Annotated in this window: 40 protein-coding genes; all 40 read left to right on the top strand. The window is 31.9% G+C overall.

The features are described 5' to 3' along the window. The first annotated feature begins 210 nt into the window (after positions 1-210). The 40 genes from AB5150_RS04110 (at position 211) to AB5150_RS03915 (ending at position 21,354) form a co-directional block, all read left to right on the top strand. The gene (locus tag AB5150_RS04110; protein ID WP_368291273.1) at positions 211-486 is read left to right on the top strand and encodes a DUF2726 domain-containing protein; all 276 of its coding nucleotides are present in this window, start codon (positions 211-213) and stop codon (positions 484-486) included. Then, positions 479-1,219 (top strand): NAD(+) synthase, encoded by a 741-nt coding sequence (gene nadE, locus AB5150_RS04105; RefSeq protein WP_368291272.1) that lies wholly within the window; start codon positions 479-481, stop codon positions 1,217-1,219. The genes AB5150_RS04110 and nadE overlap by 8 nt, the downstream gene beginning before the upstream one ends. Before the next feature lie 104 nt (positions 1,220-1,323). After that, positions 1,324-1,647, top strand: coding sequence for a hypothetical protein (locus AB5150_RS04100; protein WP_368291271.1), 324 nt, complete (start codon positions 1,324-1,326; stop codon positions 1,645-1,647). 1 nt (position 1,648) lies between these two features. Beyond that, on the top strand, positions 1,649-1,909 hold the full coding sequence (locus AB5150_RS04095) for a hypothetical protein (protein WP_368291270.1): 261 nt from the start codon (positions 1,649-1,651) through the stop codon (positions 1,907-1,909). Positions 1,910-1,914: 5 nt separating this feature from the next. Then, complete coding sequence (locus tag AB5150_RS04090) at positions 1,915-2,199, top strand: hypothetical protein (RefSeq protein ID WP_368291269.1); 285 nt, start codon at positions 1,915-1,917, stop codon at positions 2,197-2,199. Positions 2,200-2,249: 50 nt separating this feature from the next. Beyond that, entirely contained in the window at positions 2,250-2,657 is a 408-nt protein-coding gene (locus AB5150_RS04085) for a hypothetical protein (RefSeq protein ID WP_368291268.1), read from the top strand. Positions 2,658-2,670: 13 nt separating this feature from the next. Then, the gene (locus AB5150_RS04080) at positions 2,671-3,681 is read left to right on the top strand and encodes a hypothetical protein (RefSeq protein WP_368291267.1); all 1,011 of its coding nucleotides are present in this window, start codon (positions 2,671-2,673) and stop codon (positions 3,679-3,681) included. A gap of 74 nt (positions 3,682-3,755) precedes the next feature. Continuing rightward, positions 3,756-4,481: a DNA adenine methylase gene (locus AB5150_RS04075; RefSeq protein ID WP_368291266.1), complete on the top strand. Its 726-nt coding sequence runs from the start codon at positions 3,756-3,758 to the stop codon at positions 4,479-4,481. A 19-nt stretch (positions 4,482-4,500) separates the two neighbouring features. Then, a complete protein-coding gene (locus AB5150_RS04070) occupies positions 4,501-4,890 on the top strand; it encodes a hypothetical protein (protein ID WP_368291265.1) in 390 nt (129 codons plus the stop codon). A gap of 44 nt (positions 4,891-4,934) precedes the next feature. Then, positions 4,935-5,147, top strand: a complete 213-nt coding sequence (locus AB5150_RS04065) for a hypothetical protein (RefSeq protein WP_368291264.1) — start codon at positions 4,935-4,937, stop codon at positions 5,145-5,147. Between the two features lie 46 nt (positions 5,148-5,193). Next, positions 5,194-5,469, top strand: a complete 276-nt coding sequence (locus AB5150_RS04060; RefSeq protein ID WP_368291263.1) for a hypothetical protein — start codon at positions 5,194-5,196, stop codon at positions 5,467-5,469. Between the two features lie 39 nt (positions 5,470-5,508). Next, positions 5,509-6,672: an RNA ligase family protein gene (locus AB5150_RS04055; protein ID WP_368291262.1), complete on the top strand. Its 1,164-nt coding sequence runs from the start codon at positions 5,509-5,511 to the stop codon at positions 6,670-6,672. A 9-nt stretch (positions 6,673-6,681) separates the two neighbouring features. Beyond that, complete coding sequence (locus AB5150_RS04050) at positions 6,682-7,572, top strand: AAA family ATPase (RefSeq protein ID WP_368291261.1); 891 nt, start codon at positions 6,682-6,684, stop codon at positions 7,570-7,572. A 4-nt stretch (positions 7,573-7,576) separates the two neighbouring features. Further along, positions 7,577-8,134 (top strand): metallophosphoesterase, encoded by a 558-nt coding sequence (locus AB5150_RS04045; protein WP_368291260.1) that lies wholly within the window; start codon positions 7,577-7,579, stop codon positions 8,132-8,134. A gap of 183 nt (positions 8,135-8,317) precedes the next feature. Beyond that, positions 8,318-8,791 carry a hypothetical protein gene (locus AB5150_RS04040; RefSeq protein WP_368291259.1) on the top strand — a complete coding sequence of 158 codons (474 nt, stop codon included), beginning with the start codon at positions 8,318-8,320 and terminating at the stop codon, positions 8,789-8,791. After that, on the top strand, positions 8,784-8,909 hold the full coding sequence (locus AB5150_RS04035; protein ID WP_368291258.1) for a hypothetical protein: 126 nt from the start codon (positions 8,784-8,786) through the stop codon (positions 8,907-8,909). The genes AB5150_RS04040 and AB5150_RS04035 overlap by 8 nt, the downstream gene beginning before the upstream one ends. A 115-nt stretch (positions 8,910-9,024) precedes the next feature. Continuing rightward, positions 9,025-9,315 carry a hypothetical protein gene (locus AB5150_RS04030; RefSeq protein ID WP_368291257.1) on the top strand — a complete coding sequence of 97 codons (291 nt, stop codon included), beginning with the start codon at positions 9,025-9,027 and terminating at the stop codon, positions 9,313-9,315. A 61-nt stretch (positions 9,316-9,376) separates the two neighbouring features. Further along, the gene (locus AB5150_RS04025) at positions 9,377-10,003 is read left to right on the top strand and encodes a hypothetical protein (protein ID WP_368291256.1); all 627 of its coding nucleotides are present in this window, start codon (positions 9,377-9,379) and stop codon (positions 10,001-10,003) included. Positions 10,004-10,216: 213 nt separating this feature from the next. Beyond that, positions 10,217-10,501: a hypothetical protein gene (locus tag AB5150_RS04020; RefSeq protein WP_368291255.1), complete on the top strand. Its 285-nt coding sequence runs from the start codon at positions 10,217-10,219 to the stop codon at positions 10,499-10,501. A 15-nt stretch (positions 10,502-10,516) separates the two neighbouring features. Then, complete coding sequence (locus tag AB5150_RS04015; protein WP_368291253.1) at positions 10,517-10,954, top strand: hypothetical protein; 438 nt, start codon at positions 10,517-10,519, stop codon at positions 10,952-10,954. A 180-nt stretch (positions 10,955-11,134) separates the two neighbouring features. Further along, positions 11,135-11,821 carry a site-specific DNA-methyltransferase gene (locus AB5150_RS04010; RefSeq protein WP_368291252.1) on the top strand — a complete coding sequence of 229 codons (687 nt, stop codon included), beginning with the start codon at positions 11,135-11,137 and terminating at the stop codon, positions 11,819-11,821. A gap of 91 nt (positions 11,822-11,912) precedes the next feature. Beyond that, positions 11,913-12,266 carry a hypothetical protein gene (locus AB5150_RS04005; protein WP_368291250.1) on the top strand — a complete coding sequence of 118 codons (354 nt, stop codon included), beginning with the start codon at positions 11,913-11,915 and terminating at the stop codon, positions 12,264-12,266. Positions 12,267-12,287: 21 nt separating this feature from the next. Further along, the gene (locus tag AB5150_RS04000; protein WP_368291249.1) at positions 12,288-13,031 is read left to right on the top strand and encodes a hypothetical protein; all 744 of its coding nucleotides are present in this window, start codon (positions 12,288-12,290) and stop codon (positions 13,029-13,031) included. After that, positions 13,012-13,326: a hypothetical protein gene (locus AB5150_RS03995; protein WP_368291247.1), complete on the top strand. Its 315-nt coding sequence runs from the start codon at positions 13,012-13,014 to the stop codon at positions 13,324-13,326. The genes AB5150_RS04000 and AB5150_RS03995 overlap by 20 nt, the downstream gene beginning before the upstream one ends. 17 nt (positions 13,327-13,343) lie before the next feature. Next, positions 13,344-13,634: a hypothetical protein gene (locus AB5150_RS03990; RefSeq protein ID WP_368291245.1), complete on the top strand. Its 291-nt coding sequence runs from the start codon at positions 13,344-13,346 to the stop codon at positions 13,632-13,634. 44 nt (positions 13,635-13,678) lie between these two features. After that, entirely contained in the window at positions 13,679-14,251 is a 573-nt protein-coding gene (locus tag AB5150_RS03985; protein ID WP_368291244.1) for a hypothetical protein, read from the top strand. A 51-nt stretch (positions 14,252-14,302) separates the two neighbouring features. Next, positions 14,303-15,565, top strand: a complete 1,263-nt coding sequence (locus AB5150_RS03980) for a hypothetical protein (protein ID WP_368291243.1) — start codon at positions 14,303-14,305, stop codon at positions 15,563-15,565. Further along, complete coding sequence (locus AB5150_RS03975) at positions 15,558-15,965, top strand: hypothetical protein (RefSeq protein WP_368291242.1); 408 nt, start codon at positions 15,558-15,560, stop codon at positions 15,963-15,965. The genes AB5150_RS03980 and AB5150_RS03975 overlap by 8 nt, the downstream gene beginning before the upstream one ends. A gap of 131 nt (positions 15,966-16,096) precedes the next feature. Next, the gene (locus AB5150_RS03970) at positions 16,097-16,645 is read left to right on the top strand and encodes a hypothetical protein (RefSeq protein WP_368291241.1); all 549 of its coding nucleotides are present in this window, start codon (positions 16,097-16,099) and stop codon (positions 16,643-16,645) included. Then, positions 16,635-17,000 carry a hypothetical protein gene (locus AB5150_RS03965; RefSeq protein ID WP_368291240.1) on the top strand — a complete coding sequence of 122 codons (366 nt, stop codon included), beginning with the start codon at positions 16,635-16,637 and terminating at the stop codon, positions 16,998-17,000. The genes AB5150_RS03970 and AB5150_RS03965 overlap by 11 nt, the downstream gene beginning before the upstream one ends. 36 nt (positions 17,001-17,036) lie before the next feature. Continuing rightward, positions 17,037-17,708 (top strand): hypothetical protein, encoded by a 672-nt coding sequence (locus AB5150_RS03960; protein ID WP_368291239.1) that lies wholly within the window; start codon positions 17,037-17,039, stop codon positions 17,706-17,708. Further along, positions 17,696-18,109 carry a hypothetical protein gene (locus tag AB5150_RS03955; RefSeq protein ID WP_368291238.1) on the top strand — a complete coding sequence of 138 codons (414 nt, stop codon included), beginning with the start codon at positions 17,696-17,698 and terminating at the stop codon, positions 18,107-18,109. The genes AB5150_RS03960 and AB5150_RS03955 overlap by 13 nt, the downstream gene beginning before the upstream one ends. Before the next feature lie 40 nt (positions 18,110-18,149). After that, complete coding sequence (locus tag AB5150_RS03950; RefSeq protein WP_368291237.1) at positions 18,150-19,025, top strand: tRNA(His) guanylyltransferase Thg1 family protein; 876 nt, start codon at positions 18,150-18,152, stop codon at positions 19,023-19,025. A 20-nt stretch (positions 19,026-19,045) separates the two neighbouring features. Further along, positions 19,046-19,267 carry a hypothetical protein gene (locus AB5150_RS03945; protein ID WP_368291236.1) on the top strand — a complete coding sequence of 74 codons (222 nt, stop codon included), beginning with the start codon at positions 19,046-19,048 and terminating at the stop codon, positions 19,265-19,267. 51 nt (positions 19,268-19,318) lie between these two features. Next, a complete protein-coding gene (locus tag AB5150_RS03940; protein WP_368291235.1) occupies positions 19,319-19,489 on the top strand; it encodes a hypothetical protein in 171 nt (56 codons plus the stop codon). Between the two features lie 35 nt (positions 19,490-19,524). After that, positions 19,525-19,872 carry a hypothetical protein gene (locus AB5150_RS03935; protein WP_368291234.1) on the top strand — a complete coding sequence of 116 codons (348 nt, stop codon included), beginning with the start codon at positions 19,525-19,527 and terminating at the stop codon, positions 19,870-19,872. Between the two features lie 59 nt (positions 19,873-19,931). Then, positions 19,932-20,216, top strand: coding sequence for a hypothetical protein (locus AB5150_RS03930; protein ID WP_368291233.1), 285 nt, complete (start codon positions 19,932-19,934; stop codon positions 20,214-20,216). Positions 20,217-20,333: 117 nt separating this feature from the next. Continuing rightward, positions 20,334-20,549, top strand: coding sequence for a hypothetical protein (locus AB5150_RS03925; protein WP_368291232.1), 216 nt, complete (start codon positions 20,334-20,336; stop codon positions 20,547-20,549). 20 nt (positions 20,550-20,569) lie between these two features. Then, the gene (locus tag AB5150_RS03920; RefSeq protein WP_368291231.1) at positions 20,570-20,878 is read left to right on the top strand and encodes a hypothetical protein; all 309 of its coding nucleotides are present in this window, start codon (positions 20,570-20,572) and stop codon (positions 20,876-20,878) included. 29 nt (positions 20,879-20,907) lie between these two features. Then, entirely contained in the window at positions 20,908-21,354 is a 447-nt protein-coding gene (locus AB5150_RS03915; RefSeq protein ID WP_368291230.1) for a DUF1653 domain-containing protein, read from the top strand. The last annotated feature ends 76 nt before the right edge of the window (positions 21,355-21,430 follow it).

The raw sequence follows: 21,430 nt of genomic DNA, 5'->3' as shown, positions 1-21,430 counted from the left end.
TATTTAAAAAATGGAAGACAATATTGGCATTGTCAATGCGAATGTGGAAATTCTTGTATAGTTAGTTGTACATCTTTAACATCTGGACACAGAAAGTCATGTGGTTGTCTTATATCTGTCGCTGAATATGAACTAGAACAATATTTTAAACAAATTCATATAAATTATAAAGCTCAATATAGATTTGATGATTGCAAAGATGATAGGAGTTTGCCATTCGATTTTGTTATATTCAAGAATAATGAAATAATAATGGCAATTGAACTAAACGGTGAACAACATTATCATCCTTTCACTTATTGCGGGGAAAATAAGGATACTAAAATATCCAATTTAAAAGATAGGCAGAAAAAAGATAAAATAAAAAGAGAATATTGTATTAGAAATAATATTCCATTATTGGAAATTCGATATACAAAGTTCTATAAGAAAGAACAAATATTTGATGATTTTTATAAAAGAATCACAGGAGGTCAACATGAGTAAATTTAACGTAGAAAAAGTAACAAATGATTGTATTGAGTGGATTAGAAATCTGTTTGAAGAAAAATTTCCAGATAAGAACTGTTGTATTGCTTTATCTGGTGGTAAAGATTCTTCTGTTGTTGCAGCTTTATGTGTTGCTGCTCTAGGATCTGATAGAGTAAAGGCTATTATGCTACCACAGTATGAACAGTCAGATATTGACTGTAGTATTCTATGTGCAAATCATCTTGGAATCGAATACAAAATTATTAATATCGGTTCAACCGTTGATTCTATTATTTCTGAAATGAAATCAAATGGAGTAGTTGTTACAGAACAGGCTAAAGTAAATGTTCCTGCAAGAGTTAGAATGACAGAATTGTATTTCTATGCTCAGTGTAATAATGGCATTCCAAGTTGTAATTGTAATCTTTCCGAGGATTGGGTTGGTTATGCGACCTTCGGAGGTGACGGATTTGGTTCGTTTGCACCATTATCTCAGCTTACAGTAACAGAGGTTAAAGCTATTGGTCGTGAATTAGGGCTTCCATCAGAATTAGTTGATAAGACACCTACTGATGGTCTTTGTGGAAAGACTGATGAAGATAACCTTGGATTTACTTATGCTGAATTAGATGCATATATCAGAGATGGAATTGAGCCAAATGAGGAAGTAAAAGCTAAAATTGATTCGATGCATGAGAAAAATCTGTTTAAATTACAGCCAATGCCAAGTTTTGTGTATCAGGCGTAAATGAAATACTATATATAGTGTTTATAGAAAATATAGGCACTATATATAGTAGTATTTTTACCAAGAAACATAGATTTCTTTTTGGAAATGGAGGCAATAAAAATATGTTATATCAGTTAAGAACAGGAGATGTAGTTCTTTGTGAAAACAAACCACTAAATCAAACAAATGCCTATCTAATCGTATATGACACAGATAATGGGTTTGGGTTATGGTGTCTTGGATGTGGCGAAGCTCTTGGATTTTATGGAGATGACATTGAAAAGATGAAAACAGATATTTCAAATAAAGATTTCCTAAACATTCAATCAGTTATTCCAAAAGAACTTATTAGTGAATATTTAAGCAGTCAGTGTAAACTTGCGTTCCCAGTTAAAGCACATGATGGATTTCATGAATTAAATATTGTAGTAGAGTTAGGAGAATAATATGGCAGGATTTGTATCAAAGCAGCCGAATGGATTATATTGTAGATTTTCGACTGTCACAGATTGCCCTACTGCATGGAATATGACACGAGAAGATTATATCAATATGAAAATGCAGGAAGCAAAAGAAGACGCAGAAGATGTATTGGATAATTATCTGAAGCCGTTTGATATGGTGGTGGATATGTATTATCCAAACAATATGACAAAAGAGGAATTTGATAAATTCCTTGAAGAAGCTGGATATAACAAAGGAGAATAAACCATATGAAGAAGAAAATTTTAGCAGTTGTATTAGGATTAACATTGTGTTTTGGAATGACTGGATGTATTTATGAAGGTAGTAAAAATTATGATGATCATTCAAAACTCATTTCGATAGAAGGTGAAAATGATTTGTATTATTATTCTACAACTCATGTCGTTTATATAGTATTTAATGAAGCTGAATTCCAAGCTGGATATGGCTATATGTCACCATATTATTCAGAGAATGGTAAGTTATGCACCTATGATACTAATACAAAACAGATAGTTGAAATTGGAGAATAGAACAAAGTAAACCGAAGTTTCCTTTGGATGATAAGAAAGAGAGGTAAGATATGGATATTTATTTAACAGTATTAATTGGATTATTAGGACTTTGCGTGGGAGCAATTATTGGACTTGGAATTGATTTTAAGATTAATCATACTTACATACTTAAAATGAACAATATTACTAAAGAATATTTAGAAAAAGTAATTGATTTAGAAAAAGGATATTTCAATACAATTACGACAGATTTAGCAAAAGCAGTAGATGATATAAATAAGGTTTATGAAAAGCCAATTTGGAGAAAGACAGAAGAAGAATTACCACCATGTTCAGGATTATATTATGGCAAGATTAAAGGTAATCCACATGGAGAGAATGCTATGTGGAAAGTAGTATATAACGACAATGAATGGAGCTTATCTGGTTATCCTGATAATAAAGTAGAAATTAGTGAATGGACAGAGATCTATTAAGAGAATAAGAATAATGAAAGGAGCAAGAGATTTGCAGAATGACACAGAATTTAATGAAAAATTTGAAGAGCTGAAGAATTATCTCATTGAATCTGCCCAGTCTGAAACATTAAACGAGATTAAACGACTGAGTAGTGAAAATAGAGAGTTGAGAAAAGAGATTAAAAAGTTATCAGAACAGAATGATGAACTACAGAAGAAAAATAAAACAGTTGTTGCAAATGATAAAGTAACACAGATTGTTACAAATCAGATTTCAGAAGAAAATGTTTATAGATTGATTGAATCGTTATTTGTAAAGACATTCGATGAGAATACATATGAGGTACCTTTATTTTGGTCAATCTATGTAAATTTCTATAACAATCGAAAAGATGTTATTTCACTATTGCGTTTTGCAGGTGTCAAAATACCCGATGAGTTAGAAAGCATTGTTCTTCCTCACGAATGGGATGAAAGGTTATTAGATAAATTTTTTGACACAATGTATTCACATTATAATTGTAACGGTGAAACATATGAGAATAATTTGAGGTTTTGGACTTGTTCTATGGCTGCACACCCTTTTGATCAAAAGTATTTTTCATGTTATGACGAAATTCCTTGGCAGTTTGTATTAAGAAATCCTTTATTGAATTCACAGAAGTATGCTGTAAAAATAGCAGAAGAAATAAATAAAGATGGTAACGGAGTATACTTTTCAAAAATATGTCATTATCAGGAACTGAGTCCAGATGTTTTGCAGACAATTATAAGCAATTTGAAAGCTCCACAACGTCCAATAATTACTGATTTCCTTATTGACAATATTGAATTGGTGACAGATAAAAAGGTATTGAATAATTTATATTCAACCCTAGTAGACAAGTATGGTGGTACTAAATATATATTACAAATGCCAGAAGAATATCAGAAAAAGTATGTGAAATCATTAGATAATCCAGAAAAAATGATTAACTTTTTGAATATGACGAAGTTTTCAAAAGAAAAGAAAATGGAGTTGTTAGGTAATATTTTTGAATAAACAATAATAATGAAAGGAGACGAGGTTCGTGTACACAAGAAGGAATTCCTTACTCCAAGTAATTAATGAAATATATGGGTTCAAAATCTCGTATAGTTGATAATATTTTACCGATTATTCAAGAAAGATTGCGAGATTATAATATTAAAACATACATAGAGCCATTTTGCGGTGGTTGTAATGTAATCGACAAAGTTCAGTGTGACACAAAAATCGCATCTGATAATCATAAATATCTTATCGAAATGTTCAAGAATCTAAATCAGATTCAAAATCTCCCAGAATTTATTACAAAAGAACATTACTCAGATGTAAGAGAGTGCTTCAACAAAGGATTATCTACATATCCTGATTGGTATATTGGAGCAGTTGGTTTTCTCTCAAGCTATAACGGGAGATTCTTTGATGGCGGTTACTCAGGTATCGTACATACAAAAGCTGGAACTGAAAGAAATTATTATGATGAAGCTAAGAGAAATTTGTTAGAGCAGATTCCAAGGTTAGAAGATATTCAATTCCAATGTGGAGATTATGAAGAGTTATATTCTGATAAAGTTGACTGCTTATTTTATTGCGATATTCCATATAAGGGTACGAAACAATATGGATCAAGTAGGAACTTTGATTATGACAGATTCTGGAGTTGGGCTGAGAAGATGAGCGAGAAAAATATTGTCTTAGTCAGTGAGCATGAAGCGCCTTCTGCATGGAAATGTATTTGGCAACAGGAAGTCAAAAGAACAATTGATAATACAAAGCGAGTTAAAGCAGTAGAAAAATTATTCGAGATAAGAGAATAAATATCTGGGAGGTGACAATTTGATAGAACCACAGTTTTGTGTTGTAGAGGAATTAATATCTATGGAATATATGGACAGAAGTGTTTTAATCCTATATCCATATGAACTTAGAAATGAACCGATATTAAAAGACAATATTCCAAAAATGACAAAAGTGATAAGAGAATATATAAAAGAGTCTGAGATGTATAGAAAGTGTGTAGATACAATTCCAAATCTTATATGGGATTCTCAAAAATTATCTATGCAGAATGAAGCTGATGAGCATCAAAGAAAAGCTGATGAACTTGCAAAAATAATGAATGAAGGTATCAGCCCTTATGCATGGTATGTCAAAGGTAGGTTTAATGGAGAGATAGGTGGGCTTCATTATAATGTAGATAATATAGTTTATTTGGATAGAAACTAACAAGAAATTTTGGTTTTATATGAGCATGAAAGTAGGTGATAGAAATGTCTATATTAGCAGATTTAGGTATAAAAACATACGAAGATTGTAAAAGAAATTCTCAAGACATTTTTTATATCTTAGACAAGATGGTTGATGAATATATAAATAAACATCCAGAAGTTATCGAACAAGCAGTAGATAAATTTTTAGAAAATTATGTAAGTATAGAAGATTTGGCAGTTGGTGATGCAAATGTATTTAAAGTGAACGAATAGGAGAATAGCAGGAATGAAGCATTTCTTTAGGAAAGGAGAACAATAAATGGAAACATTTTCAATAGTAGATAAGATAAATGTGGATAAGTTGAATACAAAAGTTGCAGAGTTTGTATATAGGGAAGGGCATGAGCCTTATATATTTGCAAATAAAGAGACACTTGATGCATTAGTTAAGCCAATTGAACAGGCTGAAATGTTTATGAATTCTTGGGGAATTGGACTTGTAAGCTCATATAAGGGTTGTCTCACTGGTATGTATCGTGGGAATAAAATGTTCAGAGATGATACATTAAAATTCGGTGAAATTGAGCTGAGATAAGAGAATATATACATAGAAAATAGAAAGAGAGGTAATGAAATGGCAGAAAGAGCATTAGCTCATGTAGAAAAGATTGAGTGGATCAGACCGATTGAAGGAGCTGATAATATTGAACTCATTGGAGTTTTAGGGTGGGTTTGTATCGCTAAGAAGGATGAGTTTAATGTAGGGGATATGGCTGTTTATATTGAAATTGATAGCAAGTGTCCTGAAACAGATGAAAGATTTGCATTTTTAGCAAATAAGAAATTCAAAGTTAAGACTATGAAACTTGGTAAGTTCAAGGTAATTAGCCAGGGATTAGCCTTACCATTATCACTTTTCCCAGAATTACAGGATAAAAATATTGGTGACGATGTTACAGAAGCTTTGAAGATTACATATGCTTCTGAAGAGGATGCTGCAAGAAAGACTAATAAGATTGATCCAAATGCTAAATATAAATCAATGGCAAAGCGTAAACCAAAGTTATTCGCTAACCCAATTGTAAGAAGGATTATGAGATACAGCATTGGTCGTAAGATTATGTTTTTATTGTTTGGTCGCAAGAAAGATAATTCAAAGAAGTTCCCAGATTGGATTGTCAAAACAGATGAGACGAGAATTGAGAATGCACCATTTTATCTTCAGAGTACCGAAAAGTGGATTAAGACTGAGAAATGTGATGGCACAAGTTGCACATTTGCAGTTGATAGATTGAAGAAGGGTAAGAACAAATTTGATTTTATTGTATGCAGTAGAAATGTAAGACAGGCTGATAGAGAACAGGCTTGTTATCACGAGTCAAATATTTATTGGGAATTGGCTGATAAATATGGCATTGAAAAGATTCTTACACAGTTTGCAACAGAGAATAATTATAACAGAGTTGTGTTACAAGGTGAAGGAGTTGGGGCAGTTCAGGGCAATCCATATAAATTTACGGAGAATCAGTTATTTGTATTCAATCTGATTATTGACGGCACAAGACTTGGAACTGTAGAAATGGCTTATTTCTGTAAGAGTCATGGATTAACAAGTGTGCCAATTATTGATACGGCTTATGAGTTACCTAAGACCATGGAAGAGATGAAACTTGAAGCTGATGGATATAGTGAACTAAATCCAAAGGTTAAGAGAGAGGGTTTTGTATACAGATCACAAAATGGTCAGCAGAGTTTTAAAAATGTAAGTCGAGAGTATTTATTAAAGCATAACGGATAGGAGTTATTTATGAATAAACCTACACTATGTATCATGTGCAGTTTGAGCGGCAGTGGCAAATCAACCATTGCTACTCAAATTGCCAACGAAAATCCAAATACAATAATTGTATCATCGGATGCAATTCGTGAAGAATTGACTGGTAATTACGAAGACCAAGAACATAATGAAGAAGTGTTTAAAATTTTTCATAATAGAATTCGCAAGAATTTGGAGAATAAAAAGAATGTAATTGCAGATGCAACTAATCTGACTATGAAATCTCGCAGAGCAATTATGATGAAAGTGAATGGATTGGATATCAGAAAAGTATGCGTGATTATCCCAAAACCGTTTGAACAGTGCAAAGAAGATAATTTACATAGAGAACATCCTGTACCTGATTTCGTATTGGATAAGCAGATTAGAAAATTTCAGATTCCATTCTATGAGGAAAATTTCGATGCCATTAAAATTTATGATATACATAAAAAACATAAATTATCCGTGCCAGAAATGATACAACAGATGGACAATTTTGATCAACAGAATCCTCATCATACAATGACGCTGGATAAACATTGTAAAAATACATATGAGTTATTTTGTAAGAAGAATTATCCATTAGAATTTAACATAGCTGCAATATTGCATGATTATGGAAAACTATTTTGTAAAACAACGGATGAAAATGGCATAGCGCATTTTTACGATCATAATTCAATCGGTTCGTATTTGGTGTTAGAAAACTTAGTTGGCGAATATAGATATGGTCTTTTAGACATCTGTTTCCTTATTAATTACCATATGATGCCTTTTAACTGGATTACTGACAAAGCGAAGCTGCGTTGGAAAGAAAGATTTGGAGAATATAAATATAAGATGCTTTTAGATTTTAACGAATGTGATAGAGCGAGGTAAGAAGATGAATTATTTTATATCAGATTTACATTTTGGACACAAAAATTGCTTGGCTTTTGATAATAGACCTTTTAAATCAATTGAAGAGAATGACGAGACGATTATTAAAAATTGGAATAACACAGTAGAAATTGATGATGATGTGTACTTGCTTGGAGATATTTCGTGGTACAACACAACAAAAACTATTGAAATTTTTAACAATTTGAATGGGAATATACATCTAATCAAGGGCAATCATGATGGTAAGTTGCTAAAGAACAGGGAATTGCAGAGTAGATTTTGTGAGATTGTTGATTACAAGGAACTCGATATTGGTGATGATAAGATTGTAGTTTTATGTCATTATCCAATTCCATGCTTTAAGAATCATTATTACGGAAGCTATCATCTCTACGGTCATGTACATACAGGTTTTGAAGATAATATGATGCAGCAAGTCAAGTATCAGATAACAGCTTTATATGATAAGCCATGCAATATGTGGAATGTCGGATGTATGAAAAGTTATATGAACTATACACCAAGAACATTAGAAGAAATCATTAAGAGCGGAGAATAAATATGTGTAACCGTTGTAATTATGATTCACCTGACAATCAAATATATAAAGATCCATTAACGAATGAATACTATTTAGACATTGAAACATCTGAATGGGATGAATACGATGATGGATTTGTTCATCAGAAAGAGTATATTGCGTATTGCCCTTGGTGTGGCAGAAAGTTGAGAGAATAAAAATATGAAGATAGAATTGATTAGATTAAAATTTAATGATACTCATTCATATAAATATAAGCCATTTAAGTATTGTTGTGATGAAATTCAGAATAATGAGTGCATAGAATTCACAAACGAAAATTTAACAAATCTTAATGTTGATTATGATAAAGAGTATGGTTTTATTCCTCAGTTTTGCACTTCACATACAGAAGTCATTACATTCTCTGAGGATGAATGGGCGCAGACAGATAATTATCCAATTCAATTTTGCCCTCACTGCGGAGAGAAGATTGAGATTTCAGTCGTAGATGAGATTGATGTATCGGATAAATACAATGAATTATCTAAGCAGCGTAAGGATTTATGGAAGAAGTGTCAAAGAACAGATAGTAAGAAGAAAGAAGCTGAACTAAGAGAACAGGTTAGAAAGCTTGATAATCAGATTAATGGTTTCTATTTGTTAGATGAGTGGAAGGGAGAAAATTATGAATAGAAATTTGGATGGATATTATTTTAGAGTTAAAAGAGATGGAAAATGGGACAATGTTTGTTGGTCTGATATGACAGACGAAGAAAGAGACAAGCAAATGACTAATCGTAGTGAAGAATGATTAAAGTCGCTGTGTAAGGGACTTGGTAATGTTATTCATAAGATTGGTGAAGATTTAGACATTGCGTGTGAATAAAAGTAAATCAGGATTCATTGGCTTTGAGAAAGGAGAATATATGAGAGAAGATAGACTTAGTTATATTGAGAAAGAGATTAGTAAAACACCACTTTATTCATTGCTTGGAGCAGATGGTATTGGTGAGTTGAAGAGTAGAATCATTGACATTATTTGTGATCAAGTGCAGAAAGATTTGAGAGACAGTTCGTATTATCTTATTAATCCAGATGATGTAAATGAGACTCTGGGAGAGAATATTGTCAATGAAGCTGTTGATGAGTTAAAGGAAGAGTGGAAAGACAAGCTTAAAGAATATATGTCTCAGAAACTTGAAGCAATGATGAAGTAACTTCATATGAATCCACGATTCATTTGGTTATAAAGAGAGAATATAAACAAGGAGGTAGAAAATGTCTTTAGCATATAAAAATGACACATACAACTATAATGGCGAATATGAAATGGGTTCATTAAATGAGTTTGCACAAGCAGAAAGAAGATTGTCAGAAAAGAAACAAGCATTAGATGACATGAAAAATGAATATGACCTTATTGAACAACAGGCATTTCGCACTTATAAAGAGAATATTAAGTATATGCTACTTGATCAGCCGTCTATGATTAAAATGTGTAGAGAATGGTTAAATATGTTATCAAAGAATCAGGATGCTAATGGTAATAAGCTTGACAAGAGAAAGAAGTATAAAGAAAAGGAAATGTATGATTGGTATATTAATTATATCAAAAAAAATCTTGATGTTGAGTACATGAATGATGTTAAATTTATTGACTATAATTTTGGTCAAGCTACTTATATTCAGTTTGAATATAAAGAGCATAATTGGCGTTTAGGAATTCCTCATATTAAAGCTATCAAATTAGATGCATATAAGAATTATGGTAGCAGTGTATTTAAACTTGCGTTAATACACAATGATGCAGAATATAGTTGTAGTTGGTCACAGTTTGGCTCTACATATGAGGAAGATGAATTAAGAGATATTATGACACAAGGTATTGAGAAATATTGTAATTAGTTAGGGTAACTTCACAGGAAAGCAACATATCCTTGGATTTTGAGAGAATAATACATTGGAGGTGAAAATATATATCAAAATTGTTGTAAGAAATGTGGAAGCGTTTCATTACATACAGAAGTAAAAGGTAATAATACAGGACTTTATTGTGATGATTGTGGTGCATGGATCAAATGGCTCGGAAAAGATGAGTTGAGAGCTTTTGAACATTCTATGAGAAAAGCAACAAAAGAAGAAAACGAATCTATTAATAAGTATTTAAAAAGCATATCAAAACCAACAGGTTATAATATATATGATGATTCAACAATTATTGAAAGACTTTGCAGGTTTATAGATGGTATTGATGAAGCTATTGATAATGTATACACCAATCCAACGGCAGAACACGACAAACTTACCTATAATAACGCATATGCTTTTGCTTTAGAAAAATGTAAAACAGGTATCCAGAATATCATTGAAGGTAGAGAATTTAATAATTTAGGAAAAGAATAGGGAGGTGAAAACATAATGGGAATGTATACAGAGATTAATGTGTGTTTTGATTTGCTAAGAGATGCACCAAAAGACATCGTAGATATTTTACATTGTCTTATAGATAGAACAGACGCTCCTTCTATACTGCCAGGACATAAATTTTTCAAGTGTGATAGATGGGATATGGTAGCTTGTTGTGACAGCTATTATTTTGATGGTTCAACTAACAGTAAAATGGTGTTTGATGATATTTCTAAGACATGGAAAATTAATATCAGAGCCAATTTGAAAAATTATGATTCTGAAATTGAAGAGTTTTTAGATTGGTTAGAACCTTATATCGGAACAGACGGTTTTATTGGATACATGAGATATGAAGAGTGGGAAGATCCAACACTGATTTATAATGATTTTGACAATGATAAAATTGTATTCAAAGGCGTAGAAGCAACAGAAGTTAAACTGGTATAAGAAACCAATCTTTCTTGTGAAAATTTTTAATCATATCTAATTTAAGCCATTCGGCTATGGGAATCCCAGTAAATAAGAGAAGATCAGAAAGGAAAAGTTAGGTAGCTACTAAGGACATGTCACTTTCTGAATAGATAAATGCAAAATATTGAATTATGGCAAGGAAATTGTTTAGAACTTATGAAAAATATTCCTGATAAATCGGTTGATATGATTCTATGCGATTTACCGTATGGTACAACAAAATGTTCTTGGGACATTGTTATTCCATTTGATAAATTGTGGGGACAGTATGATCGTATTGCAAAAGATAATGCGGCGATTGTGTTGTTTGGACAAGAACCATTTTCATCGTTGTTAAGGAATAGCAACATTGATAATTATAAATATGATATTTACTGGGAGAAAGAACGACTCACAAATATTAACCAGGTAAAACGTAGAGTTGGCAAAACAGTTGAAACAATATCGGTATTTTATAAGAAACAATGTACATATAATCCTCAGATGGTGAAATATGATGGCAAACCACGAACTAATAAAGTTAAAAACGGCAAGTTAGGCAAATTGACAGATGAAAACGAAAAGAAAGTAATTGAATATAAGGATACTGGATGGAGATATCCAACGCAGGTTTGGAAGTTTCAAAGAGACTGTTTGACTTCAAATCTGCACCCAACTCAGAAACCATTGTTGCTTTGTGAAGAACTTATAAAGACATTTTCCAATGAAGGTGATGTTGTTTTAGATAATTGTATGGGTTCTGGTACAACTGGTGTTGCTTGTAAGAATCTTAATCGAAAATTTATTGGAATTGAATTAGATGAAAAATATTTTGAGGTGGTGAAAGAGAGAATAAATAATTAGAGGTTACGAAAGCCTTGAAAAATAAGGCTTTTAAAACCTCAAAAGTCGAATGAAATTTTTCTTTCCTTTGGACAGATTGGAGGTGTGAATAATGGAAAATAATAATAAATTTACACAAGGAGATGTAGATGCAATTAATTCTTTTTTATCCATTGCGTGTTACAACGGATATGAAGAAGATATAACTGACATAATGAATGAATTACATAAGATGTTTGAATCTACAGACAAGTTTGATAGTGCAAAACGACCTGACTGGAAAGTTAAATGTGGTAGAGATAAAGTTGATGAATTTGGTGGAATTTTTTGGTCATGGTTAGTTTTACGATACGGTGATTACGGTACTTCCCCAAGATACGGTTGGATTTATAAAGAAGATGCTAAAAAACTGTATGATATTATACAGGCTCTTTATGATACAGATGGTGAATATGTTGTTGAATAAAACGATTAGGAGAATAACTATATGAATAATTTAACACATAGAGAAGAAATAAATCTTCATGAAGCAGTTCAGAAATCGTTTCCTAAAATTCTAATCAAGGATCTTACAGAATACGAAAGAATTTGTCCTGTCTGCAATGGTCTTGGAATGAGAATGGCAGACAATATTTATGGAATCAAAGGCGATAGTTCTGAAGCTGGTAGAAAATATTATTTTCCATACAAGCATCAAGCACTTTCATTTTGTCAGAGTTGTTTTAATGGAGTACAGAGATTATGTCCTTATTGTGGAGAGCCTTATAAAAATCAGGCTTATTTACATTGCGACTGTGAAGGGCAGAAGAAAGCTGACAAAGAAGAGAGAATAAAGAAGTGGAATGATAAAGTATCTAAAGCAGTTCCAGTTGATGAAAAAGATGTAAACACAATGCTTTACTGTGAGGAATTTGACGAGTATTACGATACTGTTGATGATTTCTTTGACGATTATTTTGGGCGTTATACAGATGAAGAATTTAATAATGATGGCAGACCTGAGAGATTATGGGTGTGCAGCGTGGAGAAGATTCATATTGATGCTGATAATGTAGTTGACAATGCTTGCGAAGAGTTACATGAAGATGCTTATAAACAGTGTGATATTAGTGGTCTGCAAAATTTGTTAGATACCTGGTGTAAAGATCAGACAGGAGCTACTACATATTATCCATGTTATAAGCAGTATGTAGAAATTAATTGGAGTGAATATGAAGATTGTAGCAGGTGATTATTTCGGTAAAAATATTCAGTTTGTATGTAGATGCTGCAACTGTGTATATGAAGTTGAATCAAAGGATGATTGGAATATTCAGATGATATTTCCTAACTATTGTAGTTTTAAATATAAAGTTCCTGAATATGGAGTAACTTGTCCTAATTGTGGTCATGAAGAATATCTTGGTTGCGATCAAGATGACTTGATAGGAACTGAATCTGAAAACCTACACTGTCCTTGGATTCCATTATTAAAGAAGAGAACAGATTGGAATGAACGATATAGGGTTGAGCCAATAAGAGAATAAACATAAGGAGGATAATTGTGTACGAAATTGTAGAAGATGAATATAACCAGTTTTTGCAAGATATAGAAGACGGTTCAATGATATTCGGAAGATATATTGATGAATCAGAATACGAGGATGAATATTCTCATAATGATATTGACGAAGCACAAGATAAATTTATTGAAAAAGTCAGAGAATACCTACATGAAAACTATCCTGGTAAATATATAGTGTCAGGCAGTTGGTGTGTATTTGTTATGACACCTGATAGAGCGAGAGAAGGTCATATATCAGAGAGAACAATAGAGCTGTTTACAGTGAAATAAGAAATCAAGAAAGATTCGTTTCTTTAGAAAATGTGGAGGAAAAAATGGAGAAATTTTATATTGTAACAAATGAGAACTTCTTAAACGAGATTAATGATTATAGAAAACATGGAGAAGAAAGAAGAATAGTAGTAAATAATTTTTTCGAGGATAAAGGCATTGTTGGAAAAGAATATTATATTAGCGGAAGTGGATTTATAAATCGCCCATTTAAAGAGTATGAGAAGCATAATATAAGATTATATATTACCGATTGTGATGAAAATAATCAGAAATTTGGCAAAGAGTTACTGAAACCAACGAAGTTATTCTGCGATTCTGATACGTTAATGAGAAAATTTAGAGCTAACAGTAAGACTTTAAAAGAGTTTCAAGATTTATGTATTGAAAATAATATTGTTATTAACAATCATCCCATTCGAGTAGGAGACTATTTCAAAGAATTACATTTAGGTGGGTATTCAGTTTCAAGGTTTGAGTATGAGAATAAGTTATATTTAAATATTTCTACAACAAAATATGAAACTATTACACCAGATGACGATACAGGTTTTACAGAAATTAAAGGCAGCGAATTTTATAAAGCACTTGAAGAATTTGAATCGAAGAATAGGTAAATATCGTTTCCTTTAGAAATAATTTTGCACAAAGAAAGAGAGAATAATGGAATGAACAGTAGCATTTTTGTTCCTAAAACGATAAATGTTGGATATCAAAATCGTTCAGGAACTTACACAGGAAAGCTTGCCTACGTCATTTACTATGACGAAAAAGGCAAATTGAGAAAAGAAGCATCATGGAATAGTTGGCGTGATGATAAAATTCCAAATGATGAATTTGATAATGTCCCAACAGAAGGATTTGTACTAAATAAGAAAGCTGGCGATTACTCTACAGGATGGGATCACAGACATGCTTATTGTAGAGTATATGATCCAAGAGGATTTGAGTTTGAAATTACCATTGAAAATTTATTATACATTCTCGAAAATGCGAATTGTATCAAGGGTAAGGGACTTGAGGGAGAATTTATATATGGATGGGATGGTAAGGATTTAGTTCTTATGCCAGTTGAGTCACCTGACTATAAACAGATTGCAGCTTATAATAAAATTGTACATAACAATGAATCTATTAAGACAAGAGACTTGATTCTTGGTGCAACATATCTTACAAAAGAAAATATCGAATGGATTTATATGGGACGTTTTGAAACATATGGTTATGGTTATGAATTTATACAGGATGGTAAAACGGTAAAAACTAAATCCTATGAAGATATTCCAAATGAACCAACTCGATTTGGATATACAAAAATTTCTTATAAAGGAATTAACAACCTTCCATATGGTAAAATGCATTGGTTTGCAAGATTAAGCGATGGAAAGTATGAATTTGAGCAATTCAAAAGTGTTCCTAAAAACAAACTTATTAGTTGTCTCGATGATAAATGCATATCTAAATATTCTGAAATTTATGATTCAATGAAATCATCTTATCAATTCTCCCCTATAGATGATAGCAAGGATAAAATTGTAAATATCTCATTTGAAGATTTTTATGAAAAAGCAATTAATACATATGCTGGTGATGATATAACAAGAAAATATATCAATGTTCGCTTTATGATAAACAACGATGGAGAATATATTAAATATGAAATGACAACGCCATATAGGTCAGAAGATAACGGCAAATATACTGTTTATAAATATAGTGCCAAGAATATCTATTATGGAGATAAGGAGGCAATTGATATTTTCCCGACAGAAGAAAGAGAAGTGGAAGTACGTTATGGTCAAAAAGAAATTCAGACGCATATGATTCCAGTTTCTATTGAAACAGTTTTTGAAAAGTTAAAACCAGTATGTAAGCAGAAATATTTAGCAAATGGTAGAGAATATGAAAAGGAGTACGAGTTTAATGAGTAAAAATGATGACAGAATTTTAGAATTAAAGAAACAGATTGAAACTAAGAAGAAATCAATTTCTGAGAAGAAGGTTAGGTTTATTCCTGAAACAAATTGCGTTCTTAATATGGATGGTATGGTAATTAATCTCAACGTGTGTTCAGATGACGCATTAGTGTTGCTACTTATCAGACTTAATTCATATCTTATGTCGGCAGTTGACCTTGGGATGCCTGATTTTGAAATTTCAGGATACAGTGTGACAGCATGGATTAAAGATATTAAGAGTAAGTTAGATGTATCTAGTCTGAAGAAAGAAGAGTCTGATTTAAAGAAGATGGAGAGCAAGTTGGACAAGTTGCTTTCTGATGATAAGAAAACAGAGCTAGAAATTGATGAGATTGCTGCTTTATTGAAGTAAAAGAGAGAATAATACAATAGATAGTATATTTTATAAAAATGTATACTATATATAGTAGCTGTATAAATTTAAACTACTATATATAGTAACAAAATTGGCAAGAAATATAGCTTTTATGTGGAGGTAAAAAGATGACAATAGATGAGAGAATAGAGTTCTTGAAAACATATATCAATGAGTTTGAAAAGACTAGCCGATATGGTTATGGATATAGAGCAAATGAATATTTAAAGACTTGTGAAAAGCTAAAAGCGTTGGGATTCAATTGGGGAGATAAAATTGATTTTGAAGATTTTAGAATCTACAAAGGTCATAATATCTCAAATTCATCTACTAACTATAAAGGTAATGACGATGATTATTATATTCATTGGGATAATGGCAATGTTGGTTGTCTGATGTTTGTTGATAGTGAAAATTGGGATTTAGCACAGGATGATTACAATGAGTTTTTAGAGAAATTAAGATCTTATGGTGCTGTAGATTGGGATAATTTTAATGCACATATTATTTTTGACATTGAACATGGTAAAAAATTACTTGAAGACTATCCAAAAATCAGACAAGAGACTGCTGATAAAATAAAAAAGAAGTTAAAAAATGAAGAGTTAGCCAAAGCAAAAAGAAAGTATGAGCAACTTTTAGCTGAGTCAGGAGGTGAAATTTCAAATGACTTGTAAGTATCCAATAACTAGTAGAAGTTATAAATTTTGTATAGGCTGTAGTGATATAGGTTGTTGCGAAGATGCTGTTACTTCTAATATTCCTATGCCAGAAGTTCAGTCACCAAAGAATGTTGTTCCGTCTGCATCAGAAGCAAATAAGATGACAAATAACGCAATTGATAATTGCATTACACAGCAATTAGCAGAGTTATCAAAATTGATTAGAGATGCGGTTGCAGATGGCGAATTTTCAATCAGTAAAGATGGTTATTTAAAACCTGAAACACGAAAGAAATTAGAGGAACTTGGTTATAAAGTTGAAACTGGCAATCGATATAATGAATCATATTACAGTATCAGTTGGAAATAAACGAATTTTCGATTTCTTGCGAGGAGGTGAGACTGGTTGGCAAAACGCCAAGAAACATTAGATATTGAAGCTGCATTACAAAAAGATACCAGAATCAAGAGAATATATGGCTGCGAAGAAATCACAATTGGTTTCTATAACAATGGTCATGGAAATGAAATAGTTGACTTTATGACAATGGATTCAAAAGGAATTATTAAATGTTATGAGATAAAAGTCACTATTCAGGATTTTAAATCTGATGCAAAGAAGTCTTGGTATGGTCATTACAATTATTTGGTAGTTGGCAAAGAGTTGTGGAATGAACACAAAGACTACATACTTGAAAATACACCAAAGCATATTGGAATTTTAGGATCGTCTCTTGGAAGTTATCGAAAATGTAAAAAGCAAGATATATCGCAAGAACAATCAGAAATGTTGAAAGAGAGTATGATTCGTTCTATGTATTATAAAATGATTAAATACTACAACGCTTCCGACTTAGATGAAATCAAAAGACTCAATAGTGGTATTCGCAAGTTGAAAAAAGATGCTGATAATTACAGAGATAGAGCAGTAAAAGCGGAAAATCTGATTTACAGTTACGAAAATTATAAAGCATATAATGACGGGATTGACGATTTTGATTTCAAAAAGGCTGTTGAAGCAGAAAAGAAAAAGTATTTGGAGAATATAAAAGCGGAGGTGAAATCTTGGAGAAAGTAATTAAATATAGATGCTCTAAATGTGGAGAATTATTTGATATCCCTGAAAATGCTTTGGCTTGTGAATCAAGACACAAAAGAATTGAGAAAGCTAATGAGATGCTTGATGAAGGATATACATTAAAGCAAATCAATGACGAATGTAAAATTTGGAACTCTGTGCCAGAACATTTAGAGAATGTCAATAAGGATAATTGTTTCAAAATCAGCTATTGGCAGTGTTGTGATAAACCTGCATATCGAATTACTAGTATCTTTTTTGACGGAAGGGTAAACGTAAGAGGTTGTGGTTCGTGGAGTGGATATTATGGTAATCAACTTAGACTAGATAGTAGAGATTTAAATAATCCAAGACCAAAGGAAGAGTTATTTATAGATAGTAGATATACAAGTAGATGGTAATTGTATTTGGAGAATAATATATTGAAAGAGAGGTACATATATGCCAGTACATGATGATTTAGGCTGTCGCATGAAGACATTTTATGAGCAGATTCCGAAGACAAAACTAATGAGAAGATGTCCAGTTGCTATCCGCATTGATGGAAAAGCGTTTCATACATTCACAAGAGGATTCCAGAAACCGTTTGATGAAGTGCTAATTAAGTCTATGCAGGAAACAATGAAATACTTATGTGAGAATATTCAAGGTTGCGTTCTTGGCTACACACAGTCAGACGAGATTACATTGATCCTTGTTGATTATAAGAAACTCACATCTTCAGCATGGTTTGATTATGAGGTGCAGAAAATTTGTAGTATTGTAGCAAGCATGGCTACGATGGCTTTTAATAAAGCTTTTTCCAAGAATGTAGAGGATTTTGAACAGTATTATGCAACAGAACATGAAATCAACGGGTGGTATGGGAAAGGTACACCAGAATATGAAATGTGTCAAATTTACACAAAAGCAGTAAATAAAGGTGCAATGTTCGATGCTCGTTGTTTCAATATTCCAAAAGAAGAAGTAACAAATCTCGTATATTGGCGACAATTAGACGCTTCTCGTAATTCAATTCAGATGGTAGGTCAAGCCAATTTCTCACATAAAGAATTACAGAATAAATCATGCAATGATATTCAGGATATGCTTATGACTCAGAAGGAAATTAACTGGAATGATTTACCGACTTATCAGAAGAGAGGAAGTTGTTGTGTAAAAATGTATCAGACTGCTAATGGTGTTTTTGAAAGTCATGCAGAAGATGAATTGGTCGAAAATGGCAGGACATATTGGAGTATTGATACAAATATCCCTATTTTCAAGGGCGAAGGTAGAGAATATATTGATAGGTTGGTGTTTGTTGGCGAAGATTAAAAATAAAGGAGAATATATAGATGAGTAATTTAAAGCAAAAATTAACAAAAGGTGGAGCAACAGCAGTTATTGTCATTATAATTTTAGCTGTGTGCTATGGACTTAGTTGGATTGTTACATGTGGAATAATCAAGCTTATTACAATGTGCTTTGGTTTGACATTTAAATGGTCTATTGCAACTGGTATTTGGTTGATTATCTGTATTTTAAAGTCAGTTTTTAATGTAACAGTGAAGAAATAGAGTCGAAGGAAACTGACATTTCTTGGTGCAATTTTAAAGGAGAATTACAGAATGAGTGATATTTGTAAAGATAGAGAAGCTTTAAGACCTAAATACGAACAGTTTGTTCAGACAGAGAGAGGTAAAGAGTGGAAACATTTTTGGCAGAGCCAAACAGGTTCAGAAAGAAGTGGGGATTTTGGAGATTACCTTTATGACTTTTATCCAGAAATGTTGCAGTAAACAGAGAATATATAATTAGAGGAGGTGAGAAACAAATGAACTTACAGGAAAATGTAAATAAGTCACTAATGTTATCAAGGGTGGAACAGATGCATGATTTTAGAGGTTGGGCAAGAAAACTTCCTGCTTTTCACTTTGATAAAGAATGGGATGTGACGATTATTCCACCATTTGCAGGTGCAATTATCAGATTTGTAATTGATTATAAAGGAAAGCATGTGTCAGTATATTTTGATGCATATTCAGAACTTGGATGGATGTATGATAATGATGAGCAGCCAATTCCGTATTTTGAATATTATGATGGCGTAGATACTCACAGATATTATCTTGATGAGTCAGAACAGATGATGAATGACATTAGAAATTTCTTGAATAATTAGTCTTAGCGATTCAGCTAACAATTTTCCAAAATAAAAGAATAAAAGTAAGAGGTGAGAATATGATTCAAGTAATTGAGACAAATTTGAGTATTGATCATGATAATATCATAAGAGATCATCAGTCACTAATTGTTGAAGTTGAAGATTGGGATACATATTGCAAAGCATTTGAAAAATACAATGGTAAAGCTGTTTATTTCAAGTCAAAGACTATGCCTGGTAACAGTATCTTATCGAATTGCTCTATAACAGATCTAATATATGATGACATTCATCTATCTTGTATGATCTTACACCAATCAGGTTTTATTACGAAAAAACTTGCATATAGAATTGGTTTATAATCTATGATTCATTCGAATCACAATTTCCAATAAAAATGAAAACCAAATAGAGAATATATAAGTGAAGCAGTCGCAGTAATTCACTGTTTCATTCGGATTTCGAGGAGGTGAATATCAATGCAGAAAGATAGCAAAGATGCAGAAATTATTTTTACATATAGATTAGTTGATGGCACAAAATATGGACTATCAACTGGTACAAAATGTGGGATTTGCACAAAAGAGTTTTATGATTTTGATAGTGTAGAAGAAATTGAAACTCTTATGCTTGGATTGGCTGATATGCTTAATAAAATCAGATTAGAACATAATGGAAAATTCCCAAGGTGGTAAGAGAATAAAATACTGAGGAGGTGAGAAAGATAGAGGATCTTATAAACTTATCAGATATTATTCTTGATAAATTAGAAAATATGCATATAGATGCGAAAGGCACTGTCTTAGGAGAACCTAAAAGTATAAACATTGGAATTGATATTTCAGATTTAAATAATGCAGAAATGGAAATTACATGTTGGGATGAAAGAAATCCTATAACTGGGAAAATGGAGCGTAAGAAAAAAGCAACAATTAGTTTCACAGATTATGAAATGAGTTGTAAGTTACAGGATAAAAGCAAAACAAATATATTGGAATGTTTATGGGAAGCGAGTAAAAAATAAGAAAAGAATGTACAAGTGGAGGTGAGAAAGTGACAGAATTTAGATTTAATGAAGATTTTGGAAATAATTGGAAGTCAGGTCAGACAGTTACTTGTGAAGAAAAACAGGATGGTTACTTAGTTGATAAGGTGGCACTTATTAAAAAGGACGAACTTTTAAAGCATGGTGAATTTATCACAATGAATGTTCAGATATTGGGACATATTAAGCAAGGTGAAAAAGGTGATTTGACGTTTACATATGATAGAGATTTTCAACCAGGAGACACAGTACAACATTTCAAAGGTGATTTCTATAAGATTGTTGCCATTGGAACTAATACAGAAACAGAAGAAAAGATGGTTGTATATCAGAGCTTAAAGGATCAGAGAGTATGGACTAGACCATATGATATGTTTATCAGTAAAGTGGATAGAGAGAAATATCCAAACGCTTATCAGCCATATAGATTTATCAAAGTAAGAATTACTGTATAAATGAAAAATCCTAATCCCCCAGCTATGCTGGGGAGAATAGTGTAAGTGGAAACGATAAGGATTACAATAAAAAACC

It is taken from the genome of Coprococcus sp. RTP21281st1_F1_RTP21281_210402, from assembly GCF_040915325.1.
GTDB lineage: Bacteria > Bacillota > Clostridia > Lachnospirales > Lachnospiraceae > Coprococcus > Coprococcus aceti.
This window is presented reverse-complemented; position numbering and strand designations above follow the sequence as displayed.